This is a genomic window from Glycomyces sp. MUSA5-2, assembly GCF_037034145.1.
Lineage (GTDB): Bacteria > Actinomycetota > Actinomycetes > Mycobacteriales > Micromonosporaceae > Glycomyces > Glycomyces artemisiae.
On record NZ_JBAGKG010000009.1, the window covers coordinates 48,253 to 62,974 of the forward strand.

11 protein-coding genes are annotated in these 14,722 nt (G+C 66.9%); 6 read left to right on the forward strand and 5 right to left on the reverse strand.

Annotated elements, in window-relative coordinates; translation table 11 throughout:
* The first annotated feature begins 78 nt into the window (after positions 1-78).
* The 5 genes from WA640_RS23650 (at position 79) to WA640_RS23670 (ending at position 2,888) form a co-directional block, all read left to right on the forward strand.
* Complete coding sequence (locus WA640_RS23650) at positions 79-927, forward strand: Scr1 family TA system antitoxin-like transcriptional regulator (protein ID WP_335991010.1); 849 nt, start codon at positions 79-81, stop codon at positions 925-927.
* A complete protein-coding gene (locus WA640_RS23655; protein WP_335991012.1) occupies positions 924-1,121 on the forward strand; it encodes a DUF397 domain-containing protein in 198 nt (65 codons plus the stop codon). Before WA640_RS23650 ends, WA640_RS23655 begins: the two co-directional genes overlap by 4 nt.
* Before the next feature lie 131 nt (positions 1,122-1,252).
* Positions 1,253-1,534, forward strand: coding sequence for a DUF397 domain-containing protein (locus WA640_RS23660; RefSeq protein ID WP_335991013.1), 282 nt, complete (start codon positions 1,253-1,255; stop codon positions 1,532-1,534).
* Between the two features lie 228 nt (positions 1,535-1,762).
* Positions 1,763-2,092 carry a hypothetical protein gene (locus WA640_RS23665; RefSeq protein ID WP_335991015.1) on the forward strand — a complete coding sequence of 110 codons (330 nt, stop codon included), beginning with the start codon at positions 1,763-1,765 and terminating at the stop codon, positions 2,090-2,092.
* A gap of 583 nt (positions 2,093-2,675) precedes the next feature.
* The gene (locus WA640_RS23670) at positions 2,676-2,888 is read left to right on the forward strand and encodes a hypothetical protein (RefSeq protein ID WP_335991017.1); all 213 of its coding nucleotides are present in this window, start codon (positions 2,676-2,678) and stop codon (positions 2,886-2,888) included.
* A gap of 6 nt (positions 2,889-2,894) precedes the next feature.
* On the opposite strand, the gene WA640_RS23675 is transcribed toward WA640_RS23670, so the two are convergent.
* The 5 genes from WA640_RS23675 to WA640_RS23695 all read right to left on the reverse strand — a co-directional run bounded on the left by WA640_RS23675 (position 2,895) and on the right by WA640_RS23695 (position 13,149).
* Positions 2,895-4,988 carry an AIPR family protein gene (locus tag WA640_RS23675; RefSeq protein ID WP_335991018.1) on the reverse strand — a complete coding sequence of 698 codons (2,094 nt, stop codon included), beginning with the start codon at positions 4,986-4,988 and terminating at the stop codon, positions 2,895-2,897.
* A gap of 86 nt (positions 4,989-5,074) precedes the next feature.
* Positions 5,075-6,265 (reverse strand): TIGR02679 family protein, encoded by a 1,191-nt coding sequence (locus tag WA640_RS23680; RefSeq protein ID WP_335991020.1) that lies wholly within the window; start codon positions 6,263-6,265, stop codon positions 5,075-5,077.
* Entirely contained in the window at positions 6,258-10,283 is a 4,026-nt protein-coding gene (locus tag WA640_RS23685; RefSeq protein ID WP_335991022.1) for a TIGR02680 family protein, read from the reverse strand. The genes WA640_RS23680 and WA640_RS23685 overlap by 8 nt, the downstream gene beginning before the upstream one ends.
* A gap of 11 nt (positions 10,284-10,294) precedes the next feature.
* Complete coding sequence (locus WA640_RS23690; protein ID WP_335991023.1) at positions 10,295-11,611, reverse strand: DUF2398 family protein; 1,317 nt, start codon at positions 11,609-11,611, stop codon at positions 10,295-10,297.
* A complete protein-coding gene (locus tag WA640_RS23695; protein WP_335991025.1) occupies positions 11,608-13,149 on the reverse strand; it encodes a TIGR02677 family protein in 1,542 nt (513 codons plus the stop codon). Before WA640_RS23695 ends, WA640_RS23690 begins: the two co-directional genes overlap by 4 nt.
* Positions 13,150-13,313: 164 nt before the next feature.
* Here WA640_RS23695 and WA640_RS23700 point away from each other — a divergent pair, with 164 nt between their 5' ends.
* Positions 13,314-14,567, forward strand: a complete 1,254-nt coding sequence (locus tag WA640_RS23700; protein ID WP_335991026.1) for an ATP-binding protein — start codon at positions 13,314-13,316, stop codon at positions 14,565-14,567.
* Positions 14,568-14,722 lie beyond the last annotated feature (155 nt).

The window sequence follows — 14,722 nt, forward strand, 5'->3', positions numbered from 1 at the left end:
TCTGACACATTCCGACACTCGTGCGACGCCTCGGATGATCTTGTAACGACCTACTCACCCTATCTACAATTCCTGCCCATGACGGAAAGCGACGAAGAGATTCCCGGTCCGCCCCCGCTCATGGAACTGGCCCGTCAACTCATCTCCGAGCGGACCCGGCCGAGGGAGTACTACCCTCGCGGCTACGACAAGACCGAGATCCCGCGCGACATCTGCTCGGCGAAGACGCTGGGGCGCTTGGAGTCTGGTCGGTATCGCGGAGTCAAGCTCGGGACGGTGCTCGCGCTGGCGAACTTCTACCGGACCCCGCCCGCTCTCACCGATCACATGGCGAACCTCGTCAAGGCGGCCAGAGCCAACGATTGGTGTCGCGAGTACGCAAGCGCGTTGGACGACAACGGGTGGTTCTACCAGCAGTGCGAGGACAATGCCACTTACCTGGCATTCCATTCGTTCTCCCTGATTCCGTCGCTCATCCAGGGCGCTGCCTACTATCGACTGATCAAAGGAACTACGAAAGTCAATGTCGGAGAGGATCCCGACTGGGATGGACGTCTGGAGTTCCGCATGGAGCGGCGTCAGCGCTGGATCGAATCAGAGCGACCCGCGCTCATCGTCATGGGCGAAGCCGCGCTGACTCTCGACCTCGGCCCGGAGAAGACCGAAATCATCGCGGACCTTCGCAAAACCGCGGCCCTACCCTTCGTTGATGTCCGAGTGATCCCCTTCTCGGCTGGCCTGTATGAGTTGCAGCGGTGGGGGCTCAACCTGATGGAGTATGACGGCGGCGAAGAAGCCGTAATTCACGTTGAGTCGCCACGAGGTTCAGGGTTCGTCTCGGCGCACTCGACGCGAGGTAAGTTCTTCATCGATGCACTCAAGGTGGCGTCAGGCCACTCGATCGCAATGGAGGACTTCCTGAAATGACCGAAATCGGGCCGTGGCGCAAGTCCAGCCGCAGCGGCAACAACCAGGATAATCAGTGCGTCGAGGTTCGCCTCAACGGGGAGACCCCGCAGGTGTCCGACAGCAAGCTGCCCGACCATCGCCCCATCCTCACGATCAGCGCGGGCAGCTACCGCGGCCTGCTGGAGTGGGTGAAGGACGCCTCGGGGCAGTAGTGGCCGTGACGGCCCTGCGTGGAGGCAAGAGGGCCGCCGTTCACCAAGAACCAGCACCATCGAGCGATTCGGCGGCGGGGACCACTGTCCGCCGCCGATCGCATCCCCCGACAGGCAACGGAAGGATCTGCATGAGCGAGCCGATTCGGGAGCACCCCCTCAAGGGGCGGTTCGACCTCGACGCAGCCCGCTGGGTCCGACCCGACGCCGACGACGGCACCCCCGGTGAACTTGAGATCGGCTTCGCCGCAGACGGTCTCGTAGCCATGCGCCGCGCCGACGCGCCTGACGGCACGATCCTGATCTACACCCCCGAGGAGTGGGAAGCGTTCGTCGGCGGTGTCCGAGACGGCGAGCTCGATCTCGGCGTGCTCGTCGAAGATGCCCGGCGCGCCGGGCCCGGCCAGGAGTAACCGCTCCGCTCGACCGATTCCCGAGCGTTCGTCGGGACATTCGCTGCGGACAAAACAGCCGGTCCGTTCTGTCCACTCCTCTTGCGAATCTGACGAGTCCGACGAACTCGCTCGCCAGAATCAATCCTTGTCCGTGCGTTTGCACTGCTCTTAAGCTTGTCGCATTGGAACACCACCGATGGTGTCCATCCATTAGCGACTAATCGTCGGCTTCGAGGAGCGTGCGGGATGACACGAGGCGAGCGGCCACCGCTTGAGCCCGGGCGGGTGTTCGGCGAGATCCTGAACACCGCGGGCACGACCTTCGTCCTCCGCGCCAGCGTCGGAGGCCACCGCGTCGCCGTCCGCCTGCACCACGACGAGGGCCCGGAGATCGCGGTGGTCTGCTGGCCACTGGAACCGTCTCGGCGGCTCATGCGATGGCAGGGGCGCCTCTGGTCGTCGAACCCGGCCGAGTGGAAGCAGGAGATCAAAGGCCTGGTCTTCGCGGCGATCGATGAGCAGTTCGAAGTCGCTCGTGATCGGGACGGGTTCCGCGGCGAAAGGGTCTGGCCGTGAGCGAGTTCGCAGATCTCCTGTCACGCAGCGTTTTCGCACTTCGGCTTCCGCAACTCATGACCTCCGCCGTCGATGGTGGCGATGGCGGATCCGGGGACGACGGCCACGGCGCGCCGTCCGCTCCCCCAGACGCGGCCGCGGCGGCCGAGGTGACGGTTCCTCCCGCCTCCGCGGCCGCGTCGAACCAGCCGAGCGGCGGGTATCGGGCCGTCGTCTTCGAGAAGCCTCACTCCGACACCGTCGACGGCCCGGACTTGGTGGGGTCCCGGCGTCGTGTCGCGGTGTCCTGCTGCCTCTGCTCGAGCGTCGTCCATCTCCTGGCCTCCGGGTATGGGGAGATGGCGCGCCGGGCGGAGGCGGCCGGGTGGCATTACACACCGGGCCGTCACCTCCACGACCGAGCCTGGTGTCCTCGCTGCCGCCCGAACGCCGGAGAGGCCGTCGTTTGAACGCTCGACACGACCGCCTTCCGGCGGGGCCGGCCGCCGCCGCTCGCACTGCTGACCCGCGGCGGCCGGTCCGTTCCTCCTCGGCGACATCATGCATGGTCCCTCTGGGGTGCTTCGAGGTCGACGAGCGGGTGGTGGAACTGGTGTGGTCGGTGCTCTCCGGCACGATGCTGACGAGTTTCCGCGACATCGAGCCGCACCGGATCGGCACCGTCGTCTTCGGCGGGCGTTCCGAACCATCGTTCGTGGCGCAGCCTGGTCATCTGGACTGGCTCGCATACGAAAACCGGGCGGCGCGGATACTCGAAGCGGCGGTGCAGCTGTTCGAGGAGCAGCCGGGGTCGTAGGCCGGTTCAGGAGTCGTCGAGGTCCTTGCGGATCTGGTCGGCGATGTCGACGAGGGAGCCCCGTTCGGCCACGAACCAGTAGAGGGTGCCCTGGACCGCGGACCGCTTCTTGCCGGTCGCCTCGAACCAGATCTTGTCAACTAGGCCCGTCGCGGCGTACAACTGGCCGTCGTACTCCCACCTGAGCGCCTTGGACTTGGCGTGCTCCCAGGTGGCGAAGCGGCGAGTCGGGTCGGCGCTGAGCCAGGGGTTGAGGAGCTTGGCCTCGCGGTCGCTGCGGGCGCGGAAATCGACGCGGGTGCCGGGCTCGATGGCCTCATAGCTGTAGATGGTGCGGACGGCGTTCTCGTTCTTCGCCTTCGTGACGTTGCCGAGGTATTCGTCGGGGAGTTTGGGGGCGGGCGCGTCCGTGGCGAGGTAGGCGGCGGCCGCGCGTGCGAGGTCGCGGCATTTCTCGTAGTGGTTCGCGAGCGAGGCCGGGAAGTAGTTGCCGAAGCGACGGTCGGCCTCGTCGATCAGGAAGTCCAGAGCTCGGTCGGTGATGTCGCGGACGCGCGGCAGCACCTCGCGTTCCCAGGCCTTGTCGGGGTTCTCGATTCGGTCGTCGATGAGGGCCTGTAGTACTGCGTGGATGACGAGGTGGCCGAGGTTGGTCGCGAAGCCCCGCGCCCGCTTCTCGAAGCCCGCTTTCCGCTCTTCGATCCGTCGGCCGGCCAGCCGGTAAAGGCGGACTGTGCGCCAGATGCGGATCTCCTTGATGCGGGAGGGGAAGAGCTGGTTGTAGCGTCCGCCGTCCTCGCGCTGCCAGAGCTTGTTTGGGTCCAGGTGGGCGTCGACGACGACATCAGTGTCACGGGCGGCCGCCGCGAGCGCGATCGTGGCGTCCTCGATCGTGAGTCCCTTTTCGGGGTCGAGGTCACGGTGGTCGCCACGCTTGATGATGTAGTTGAGGTCAAGGGACTTGAAGTCGTCGCGGAGACGGCGCTGGGTCTGGTCCTGGGCGGCGAAGTCGCGGAGGTCGACAGCGTTCTGGGTGTTGTTGGTCTCTGTGACGCGTTCTGCGAAACGGTCGTCTTCGAGCTGGATGGCGCGGATCCAGACCATGGCGGTGCCCGCGCTCTCAGGATTCGATCGGACGGCTTTCCACATGGTCGAGACAGTTTGGGCACCGTTGACGACGGACGCGCCTTCGAGGAGGAGGTCGGCAGGGCCGGAGTTGCGGAGGGCCCCGTGGCCGGAACGTTCGATCTTGGAGCACAGCACGGTGATGCCGTTGTTGAAGTACCAGAAGTTCTCAGGTTCGGCGTCGAGGGTCCGTTGGATGCCGGCGTTGACCGCGCTGCCGGGGAGGGCGTCGCGGAGGTTCTTGTCGAACAGACGGTCACCGTGCTGCTCGTACCAGGTGGCGATCTCGTCGGCGGCCGCGCACCCGTAGTAGGCGAGGTGAGGGTGGTCAACCCGTGCGCTGTTCTCGATGCGGACCTTGAGGTCGACCGGGCGGCTGTGGATGCCGTCGACGACGAGGCGGTGGATGTCTGGCAGGCGGAGGTAGGTGACGCGGGCGCAGTCGTGGACGGCATTGAGGTCGGCGGCGGTGTCGGTGATGGGACGGGCGGCCTTGGAGTCGATGTTCGAGTCGCCCATGAGGACGAACGTGATGGTGACTTTGAAGCGCGGTTCGTTGACCACAGACTCGACGAACTCGCGCAGCTCCTGGTATCGGGCGTTGAAGATTTCGTGGCGGTGCTCGGTGATGAGCCGCAGGCCCTCGTTGATCTTCCCGGCGGCGTCAAGCGTGAGGCTCGCCTTGCCCTGCTCGCTCCATTTGGCCTGGACCAGGTAGAGGTGCGCGGCGTCGATGTCGAATGCGATGGCGTCGATGCCGTTGTCGTCCTGGCCGTCGATGACGCTCATAGCGGCGTCGGTCTCAGAGCACTGGGTGAGGTACTGGACCGCGAGAGCGGCGAGGGAGCGGCTGCGACGGGATTCACTGAGACGCTGGTCGGGGAAGTGCGCGATATCGTCGACGTTTATGTGCGGGCCGAGTTTCGCATCAAGGTACCGGCGGATGTGGTCGACGTGGATCTGGTTGACCGCCATGGGATTCCTCCAGGGGCGAGGAGCACGAGATCTCATATCGTAGCAACGCGGTGACGATACGCAATCCCCCGAATGAGGCGGTCGGGTCACTGCAAAGCTGAGGCGGGATCACCGTTTCGCATGTCGCTCAGCAGGACTGGTAGCAGACTTTCCTCCATGACCGCGGTGCCCCGAATCTCCATGACAGGGCTCAGGCCGGGGTCCCATGGAGATTCGGTGCGGTTGCCGCGCAGGGCGATACCAGGGGCTCCGATGCGGTAATCGGTGGTGGACATGCGCCAGGGTTCGGCGTTCGGGAAGCGTTCCAGGCCACGGCGGACGATGCGCAAGCCGGTCCAGTCGAAATCAGCGCGCCAGCGGATACGGGCGTCTGGTGCGGTTCCGAGAAGGCGGTAGAGCGCCGCGGACGGGACGCCTTCGGAGCACACCAGGGGCGGACAAGCGGCACCGAGTGCGTCGGCGGCGGCTCGGATGATCGAGGGGTTCTCGACGATGTGGATGAGCGGGGCGGTCACAAAAACGGGTTCACGCCGAAGCTGCTGAAGTGTGAGGCGGAACGGGATGCCGCGTGCGGCGCGCATCCACTCGCCAACGGGGCCGCCCTCGACTGGGAGGTTGAGCACCAGGACCTGGCTGGCGATGTCGTCGGAGACGATCCCGGCCCATTCGAGGAGTTCGCGCTCGGACTCGGAGTCGACCGGATTCTCTACGCCACGCCAGGCGGCCAGGGCGCGCAGCAGCATGGTGCGGGAGCGGCCCGAGGCGAGGGCTTTGGTGTCGCTGAGGAGGCGTTCGCTGATGACGGGAAGCGGCTCGTCGGCGGCGGGCAGAGCTTCGAGGACTTCGATGAGCGGGCGGAGGTCGGTGCCGGCGCCCGCGAGTTCGGCGAGGACGCCGTTCGCGCGAAGTGCGGTGAGCCAGTTATGGAACCACTCGTGTTCGGAGAGAGGGGATGCAGAAGCTTCGGCGGTGATCCTGTCGATGACCGCAGCTCGTTCGGTGCGGCGACGGCGGGCCGCTCCGATCTCTATGCCGAGTTCGCCGCGGATCAAGGCGGTGAGGTCCTTCGCGAAGGCGAGCTGGATGTAGGAGTCGAGATCGGCGAGGGGGAGCCTGATCGTCTTGGCCGCTGCTTGGCGGTGCCTACCGGTGATACCGCTGATGAGGTGCCGTTCGGCGGTGTCGGGTTCCGAGAGCGAGAACGTCACGCTCTCGCGTTCCATCGCGGCGGCCGCGGCCTTCAGGATTCGGTGCCACTCGGGGCCGAGTTCACCCATGAGCGGTCACCTGCCGAGTACCGGGCGAGCCGAGTGCTTCGGCAAGGGAGCCGTCGAAGTCGTAGACCTCTGACTGCTCGGCCCCGTTCCACACCATGAGGAGCGAGGAGACGACGGCGGTCGCCTCGTCGTGGCCGAGCGTGTAGTGGGCGGACCCGCGCACGTCGGGGTAGGTCGCCCACAGGTCGTAGCCGGTCATGACCAGGTGCAGGTCGAACTCGGCCGCGAGGCTCATCAGCTCGCCGCAGCCCTTGTCGTCGACGCCGGCGAAGGCTTCGTCGAGGCCGATCAGGCGTGGTGCGTGGGCTGCGGCGGAGCCGAAGACGGCGTTCGCGGCGGCGAACAGCGGCAGGTGCAAGGCGACCGACTGCTCGCCGCCGGAGAGGCCCGAGTGCGCTTTCTTGGTGAGTTCCTGGCGGGCGCCTCCGGCACGCAGGAGCGTGAACTTGAACTTGCGCCATTTGCGGTAGTCCAGGACGTCGGCGAGGAGTTCGCGGTAGGTCGTCTCGGCCTTCGATCGGGCACGTTCCTGCTTGATCTTGTCGGCGAAGTACTTGCGGATCTCCCCCATCTGGGTCGAGAGGCGGGCGGGGGCGCCGTCGAAGAGCGCGTAGAGGGCGCGCTCGGCCTGCGGGAGGTTCTCGTCGAGCCGCCATGAGACCGTCAGACGTAGTCCGGAGGAGGTCTTCCGCGTGCGCATCGCGTCGTCCATCTTCTCGACGAGGTCCTTGGATTCGAGGACACGGTGGTGGATCTGGCCGGTGAGGGACGTGAGGAGCGCGTCCTCGAGGACGTGCTGCTCCCGCTCGGTCAGCAGTTGCGCCTGCTCCAGGTGCTGCTCGTGCAGCCAGGAGGCGTAGCGGCCGATGGGGCGGCGGCCCTCGTCGGTGTCGACTTCGACGGTGATCACGCCGAACGGGGAGTCCCAGCGGACGTGATGGTCGAGCCCGGTCGCCGGGAGCTGCGCCATGATCTCCTGAAGGGCGTTGTTGACGCGCGTGGTGGTCCCCTTGGCGCTGTTCTCGCTGGCCTGGACGGGCTGCACGGCGCGGCGCAGGTCGTCCAGGAGTTCGGCGATGGCGGCAGGCAGCACCGCAGCGCCGGGGTCCTCGTCCGCAGCGGGCCAGCGGTGCCCGGTGCAGCCCAGGATGGCCAGCAGGTCGACCTCGCAGAACGGGCGCAGGGCGAAGCTCGCCGCGCGGGCCTCACCGATCGCAGTACGGCTCTTCTCCGCGGCGCCCTCCGCCTTCTGCTCGGCGCGGCCTTCCGCCTTCACCGCGTCCGCGTGGCGCTTAGCGGTGCTCTTCACCGCGGTTTCGGCGCGCTCGATCTTGAGGCCGGTGTCCTTGATGCGGTCGAAGATGTCTGCGGCTTCCGCGCCGAGACTCTGCTGGATGGATTGCAAGCGCGCGTTCTCGGTCTTCCATTTCTCTTGCGCTTCAGTGGCTTTGGAGGTGACTTCGGTCACCGACTGCAGGATTCTGGACGCTCTGCCGCGCTGGGTGCCGAGTCGGGTTTCGAGACCGGTCCGGGATTTGAGGGCGGCGCTCAGGTTGTTGACCTCGATCTTGAAGTCGGACACCGCGTTGCCCACTCTCTCGATGTCCGAGCGAACGAGCGCGCAGGCTCGCTCGGCCTCCGCCAAGTGCTGGACGGCGGCGAGCTGGGCGGAGACGGCATCGTTGAGCTCGGCCTGGGCACCGTCGAGGTCTCCCCTGCGCTCGGCGACGACCAGTTCTCGGGAGGCGACATCGTTGAAGGCTTTGACCAGGTCCCTCACCGACGGCATCGACCTGAGCGCCCGGTCGAGTGCACTGAGCGCGGTGTCGCAGTCGCCGATCCGGCCTTGAAGCGCATCGGCGTTGCCGTTCAACTCGCCGATCTCGGTGTCGAGTTCGCGGAGCCGCTGCTCCCTGCGCCGCTGCCGGGCCGTCGCACCGATGTACTCGGGAGCGGACTTGCGGGCCCGGCCCTCCAGAGAGCCATGCGCGAACTGTCCGTTCACCCCTACGGCGGAGTAGGCGGCGACATCGGCGGTCGGACGGACGGCAATGGAGTCGAGCACGGGACCGACCGCGGCTTTCGCGGCCTCGTCTTCGCATTCAAGGTAATCGGCGAGGACCGGTGCGGCGGGACGCTGAACTACGGGCAGTGCCCGCACGGCCGAGTCCGAGGCGTCGGCCGCTTCGCCGATCCAGGCGTCCAGGAGGCCCGCGGCCTCAAGTGCGGCCTCGATCGCCGCGGCCTCGGCATCGTCCACGCCCTCTTTGAATCGGACCGCCTGCCACAGCGGCACACCCGCGCGGTCGGGGCGGGAGCCGTCCCTCCATCCGGGCGGTTTCGGGGCGTCGTCGTGCTCGCCTCGGACCGCTTCGGCCTCGGCCTGCTTCTTCCCGACAGCCTGCCGGACTCCGGCGAGTTCGACTGAGGCGTGGTGCTTGCGATCCTCGACGGACTTGCGGTGGCTGCGGGTGCGGTCGATCGCGAGGTCCCGGAGCGTCGGTGCGGTTTCGGCGTCGGCCTCGGCGACCCAGTCGGGGGCTTCGGCTTTCAGGTCGACGCCGAGCGCCTCTGCGGCGGCCCGCGCCCACTCGCGTACGCGACCCTCCAGGGCTTCCCGTTCGGTGTTCACCGCCGTATGGGCGGTTCCGAGCGCCGCGACCGCGGTGTCGAGCGCTTCGGTGGCCCTGCCCGTCTCGGTCTCGGCTCGGCCCCTTCTCGCATCGGCCGCGTCGCTGTTCGCAGCTGCCGTCTCAACTTCCCGGATGTCGGAGCGACGCTGGGCGATGGACGCGCCCGCGCGCTGCCGGAGCCGATCGGGGTCGTGCTCTGGCTCCCAGGGCATCCCGGCCCGTTCGGCGCAGGCGGCCACGGCCGTGTCCTGGCGCGCGACATCTGCGGCCGCGCGCTCGACATCCTCCTCCAGCCCGTCGACTTCGGCCTGTGCTTCCTCCGCGTCGACCTGCCTGTCGGCAGCCTGACCGGCCAGGGTCTCAGCCTGGTCCCGCAGGGCGTCCACCGTCTTTCGCAGGTCCTCCAGTTCGAGCCTGTCGCGGTAGGCGTCGGAATCTTTGAGGCCTTCGAGCGTCCCTTGAAGTTCGCTCAGCTGCTCGGCGGCGAACTCGGCTCCGGCTTCGCGTTCGGCGAGTTCCCGCTGAGCGTCCTTGACCTGCTGCGCCGCCTCGGCCTCTTCGCGGAGTGCATCGTCGACGGCGCCGAGTCGGGCGTCGACCGCGACGACGGCGAGCTTCGCGTGGGCCCTGACGTAGGTGCCGTAGAGCGTGAGGAACCGTTCGATCTGCTCGTCGGCCGAGCGGAGGCTCGCGAGCGTGCGGGCGACTTCCTCCATGTCTTCGAAGGACTTCGCCGCCTCGGCGATGAGCTTCTCGTCGATCGGGCGCAGCCCCGCCGAAAGGGTGTCGGACAGGGTCTCAGGGTCGAGCTCCTTGGCGAGCTGTGGCCTGCGCAGCGTCAGGATGAGCTCGATCATCTGCTCGTAGCGTTCGGGATCGAGACTGAACAGGGCGGTGTTCACGCGGTCGCGGTAGTCGCGGACCTGGTCCGTTACCGCCCCTTCGGGGAGCTGGGCGATGAGCTCCTTGCGGTTGCAGACCCGATCGTCGGTCGTGATGAGACCGAAGTCGACGCCGACCCGGCCTTCGACCACGAAATGCCAGCGCTTGACGGCGTCCTGGAACTTGTTGGCGCGCAGCCCGATCCCGATGGTGAGGTGCCGCTCGCCGTCGTAGAACTCCATCCAGACGTAGCCGAGCCCGTTCTCCTTGCCGCGGAAGAGGAGGTTCGACTTCATGGTGCGGTCTATGGACGCGAAAGGGTTGAGGCGCCGGGGAGAGATGTTCCCGTCGAACAGGAACGGGAACAGGGATTCGAGCGCCTTGGTCTTGCCCGAGCCGTTAGGGCCGCGCCAGACCAGCCAGCCGTCGGCGAAGACGAACTCCTCGTCGGCGTAGTCCCAGAGCCCGATGATGCCGGCCCTCGTGGGTGCGAAGCGTGCCATGTCCGGGCCTTTCATTGGTCACGAGAGCGGTTGCGGAAGACGGTGTCCCGGTAGCGGCCCGCCAGCGGCTCCAGCACGATGCCGCCTTCGACACGGCGGACGAGACGGAACCGCTCCAGGAGGTCGAGGGCGTCGGCCAGGAGTCGCATCGGGGCCGCGTGGTGGTCGCGGCCGAAGTTCTTGGGGTGGCGCTGCATGATGTCGATGAACTCGTCGTGGAGTTGCCGGTCGTCCAGATATGGGCGCGTGACGATGGTTTCCAGTTCCGCAGGCGGCGCTGCGGGGGCGGCGTCGGGGTCGACGGCGAATCTGGTCTCGACCGGGATCGCCTCATCGATTGCTCGTTCCAGTGCTGCATTGCGCCGAACAGGCAGGTCGCGTTCGGACGTGTCACGGTCGGGGTCGATGTGGAGGTCGCAGGCGGCGACGAGGACGAGCAGGGCGGCGTTCGCGACCGCGCCTTCTCGAGGAAACGCTTCAACGCTGAGTCTGGCGGTGTCGACCAGGAGGACGCCTTCACGGCGGCGTTCGAAGACCAGACCGGTCAAACGTTCAAGGTCGTCGGCGATTGGGCGGCCACGCAGGAAGTTGACGACGGGTTCGGGGTGCTCGGCGAAATAGGCCACGGGCGACTCGACGAGAGCGCGCCTGGCGGCTTGCCCTGCGCGCTCGCGGAGCACCGACTCCGAATCTGAGGCGACTCGTTCGCCGAAGAGTTCACGCACGCCGTCGACGGTCTGGAGCATGACGCGCGAACGCCACAGCGCGAAGAGAGCGTCACGGTCGACGTCGTAGAGGGCGTCGTGCGAATCGGGGTCGGACAGCCACGCGTCGGAGGAGCCGTCCGCAGTGTGGAGGACACCGCGCTCCTCCAGCCAGGACACCGTGTCGACGAACGCTCGCCGCTGTTCGTGGTTGTCGTCGTCGAAGCCGAGGCCAACGATGCGGTTGGCGTCGGCTTTTAGGAGACCGGCGAGGTCGCGGACCGTGGTTTGGATACCCGTGCGGGCTAGCAAGGCCGTGAGGAGAGCGAGGTAGGCGTACTGTCGGCGGCCGAACCGGCGACCGGTGCGGGTGAGGGCAGGCTGGGTCGGGTCGAGGCGGTCCTTGACGCGGAGCAGGCGAGCGGTGTCACCTCGGATGATCAGCTGGTAGCCGAACGCTTCGCGCATGTCGAGTGCGAGCGTCGCGGAGAAGCGCCGGATGCGGCCGATGGTCTTCTCGTCCGGGAATGCACGGGAGATGAAGGGGTGCTTCAGGAGTGCCCGGGCCGCCTGCTGGTAGTCGGCGAGCTGGTAGTCGACGATGTCCTCGGCGTATCGGTTCACCGGCGCGTCTCCGTCCGCTCGACCGCGAGTGCGAGCCCGGCAAGGCGCAGCGTGCCGGTCTTGGCGGTCACGGTGGTGTCATGGTCGGAGGGCGACACGGTCACCTTGATGCCGTGGGCGACCGCTGAGACGGGCCGGACGAGCGGTCCGCGCCGCTGGGCGAGGGCCTTGTCGAGCAGGCTCAGGAGCAGGGCGAACTGGCGCTCGTCGAGCACCGCACGGGCCAGGTCCTCCCGTGCCTCATCCGCCATCGCCAGTGCGGACTCGGTCTCTCTGCGGGCCATAGCCGCCTGGTGCTCGCGCATTCTGCGGCGCTCGGTCTCGTCGCGCTTGACCTTTGCTCCGCGGGTGTCGCGGTTGGCGTTCGAGCGCCCGGTTTCGAGCAGGGTCTTGGAGAGTTCGATGGCGTCGGTGTCCCACCAGGAGGCGGCGGTGGCATGGACCTCGGGTTCGTCGTACGTTCGGTTGACGTGCCTCGGGCCGCTCAAGTCGAAGGCCACGTCGAACAGGGCGTGTGCAGCGTCCATGGTGGGAGCGCTGGCGAACCAGCCGGCAAGGTGCCGCAGTTGGGATTCGCGGCTGACGCCGCCGCGCCGGGCGTCGGCGAGTTGGCGGACCATGCCGGTGATATCGGCGATCGCGTTGAATGTGGCGTGCGAGAGCCGGTCGACCTCACTGCCGAGTTCCACGGACGGCGGTGCGAGCCAGGCCTTGACGCCTTCCCAGCGGCGGGCCCAGTCGGCGAGGCGGGCGGCGTAGGTGCCGAAGGGGCGGTCGTCCTGTTCGGCGGCGGCTTCGACGAGGCGGTCGATACCTGCGGCCTCGACGGCGGTCGCGGCTTCGTAGAGCAGGGGCGAGTAGCGCTGAAGCTCGTTGTGGAAATCGCGCAGATGCGTGATGAGCGCGTCTTTATGGGTTTGGAAGATCTCGGCGTTCACTTCGGTGGTGCGGGTGAGGTCGCCGAGCATCGTGTAGAAGCGGGCCGCACGTTCGGCGACGTCTGCGAGCGACTGGTCGATACGCCTAAACCGCCGCAGCACCGTCGGCCCGTCGCCGTCGCGGTTGGCCGTGGCGAGTTCTCGGAGGTCGTCGAGCAGGTCGGCGAACACGGTCTTCGAGAGGGAAGTGTCGTCCATCCGCGCGCCGAGAACCGATTCGACAGCGGTGTAAGCGCGGTGGCCGGCTTCGGTGAACTGGTAGACCGAGTGTCTGCGGCGGAACTCGGCCAGTGTCGCAGCGCGGGTGGCGTCCTGGGTCCGGTCGAGGACCCGCCAGGCCACGAGTGCGTCGAGGCGGGAGGCGAGTTCGATCGTTTCCGGACGTGGGCATGCGTCGTCCTGCTCAGCAAGCGCGTCAAGAGATTTCGCGACCGCGTCGGTGGAGAGGACCACCTGGTAGCTGGCGCGCGCCATGTCGACGGCGCGCAGCACCCAAAGGTAGTCCTGCCGTTCCGGAGCGGTCGCGAAACTGAAGAGCAGCAGGCGGTCGTCAAGGCCGACCGCATCGAGGCCGAAGCCGAGGGAACTGGAGTCGGTCACCGCTGCATCGAGTTCCTTTGATTACAGAGGGGAGGCGAACCAGAACAACGGTAGCAGCGTCTCAAGTCGTCTTGTGGCCAGCAGTCGACGATGCTGAGAAAATTGGTATCAACATGCCGATAATCTTGGTATTGAGAAGCCCAGAATCTTGGTATTGTGCCACCATGAACAGCAATTATATTGCACGCATCGCAGACCACCTGGTCGACGAGGTCATGGAGGCATTTCCGGCCGTACTCATCGTCGGACCGCGGGCATGCGGCAAGACGACCACGGCTCGGCGCCATGCGCGGACTGTGGTCCAACTCGACCGCGAAGCTGAGGCGGCGGTCGTGCGCGCCGATCCTGAAGGTGCCCTTGATGCGGACCGGCCGGTGCTGCTGGACGAGTGGCAGGTGGCTCCGGAGGTTCTCGGTGCTGTGAAACGTGCGGTCGACACGCGGCCCGGACCGGGGGCGTTCCTCATCACCGGTTCCGTCCGTTCGGATCTCGAAGCCGAGGGATGGCCGCTGACAGGGCGTGCGATCCGGGTCGAGATGTACGGACTCGTCCAGAGGGAGATCGAGGGGGCTGCGGACCTGGCTCCGCTGTTCGACCGTCTGCGGTCTGATCCTCAGGGCGCACTGGGAGGGGCGAAGACAGAGCTGGGCCTCAATGACTATCTGGATTTCGCGATCCGAGGTGGATACCCGGATTCCGTCCTGGCGTCGAGCGCGTCAGCAAGGAACCGTTGGCTCAGGGCATACGTCGATCAAGTGGTATCGCGGGATGCCGAACTCGTCGACAGCGGACGGGATCCGATCAAGCTGCGGCGGTACTTGCACGCTCTTTGCCTCAACACTGCCGGGGTCACGGTCGCGAAGACCTTGTACGAGGCTGCGGGTATCAACAGTAGGACTGCGCAGGCGTACGACCGCCTGCTCGGCAACCTCCTGCTCGTCGAGGAAGTGCCTGCGTGGTGGAGCAACCGTCTGAAACGCCTCGCGAAGACGCCGAAGCGATACGTCATCGATCCGGCCATTGCGGCCGCCGTCCTTCAAGTGGACCGCCAGGGCCTCCGCCGCGACGCCGACATGGTCGGGCGGATACTCGACACCTTCGTCGCCAGTCAACTCCGCGTCGAGGCCCGCTTGGGCGAGTCAGATCCGGTGCTCCACCACCTGCGCACGAACGACCAGCTCCATGAGGTGGACCTTCTCGCCGAGTACCCCGACGGCAGCGTGTTCGCCTTCGAGATCAAGTCCTCATCGGCGGTCACGGCGAAGGACGGTCGGCATCTCGCCTGGCTTCGCGATGAGCTCGGCGACCGATTCCTCGGGGGCGCGGTGCTGCACACCGGCCCGCGCTCGTTCACTCTTGGCGACCGAGTGCTCGCCGCCCCTATCGCCGCGCTTTGGTCACGCCCCAGCGCCGTGTAGACCTGGCAATTTCAGTTGAGTGCCCAACGCTATGACCTGCGGGTATAGGTTCCCGTACGCCTCGATTATTCCTGCAAGACAGCAAGGCCCGGGCCGTTCAGTCCGGGCCTTTACAGTGTTGCGATCGTCTTGATTGGCGGGCCTTGCGGGTGCGG

What these genes read in the sequence shown, in the direction of transcription:
- WA640_RS23660 (WP_335991013.1), top strand. Translation starts at nt 1,253, where the DNA reads ATGAGCGAGCCGATTCGGGAGCACCCCCTCAAGGGGCGGTTCGACCTC.
- WA640_RS23700 (WP_335991026.1), top strand. Translation starts at nt 13,314, where the DNA reads ATGAACAGCAATTATATTGCACGCATCGCAGACCACCTGGTCGACGAG.
- WA640_RS23650 (WP_335991010.1), top strand. Translation starts at nt 79, where the DNA reads ATGACGGAAAGCGACGAAGAGATTCCCGGTCCGCCCCCGCTCATGGAA.
- WA640_RS23655 (WP_335991012.1), top strand. Translation starts at nt 924, where the DNA reads ATGACCGAAATCGGGCCGTGGCGCAAGTCCAGCCGCAGCGGCAACAAC.
- WA640_RS23675 (WP_335991018.1), bottom strand. Translation starts at nt 4,988, where the DNA reads ATGGCGGTCAACCAGATCCACGTCGACCACATCCGCCGGTACCTTGAT.
- WA640_RS23680 (WP_335991020.1), bottom strand. Translation starts at nt 6,265, where the DNA reads ATGGGTGAACTCGGCCCCGAGTGGCACCGAATCCTGAAGGCCGCGGCC.
- WA640_RS23685 (WP_335991022.1), bottom strand. Translation starts at nt 10,283, where the DNA reads ATGGCACGCTTCGCACCCACGAGGGCCGGCATCATCGGGCTCTGGGAC.
- WA640_RS23665 (WP_335991015.1), top strand. Translation starts at nt 1,763, where the DNA reads ATGACACGAGGCGAGCGGCCACCGCTTGAGCCCGGGCGGGTGTTCGGC.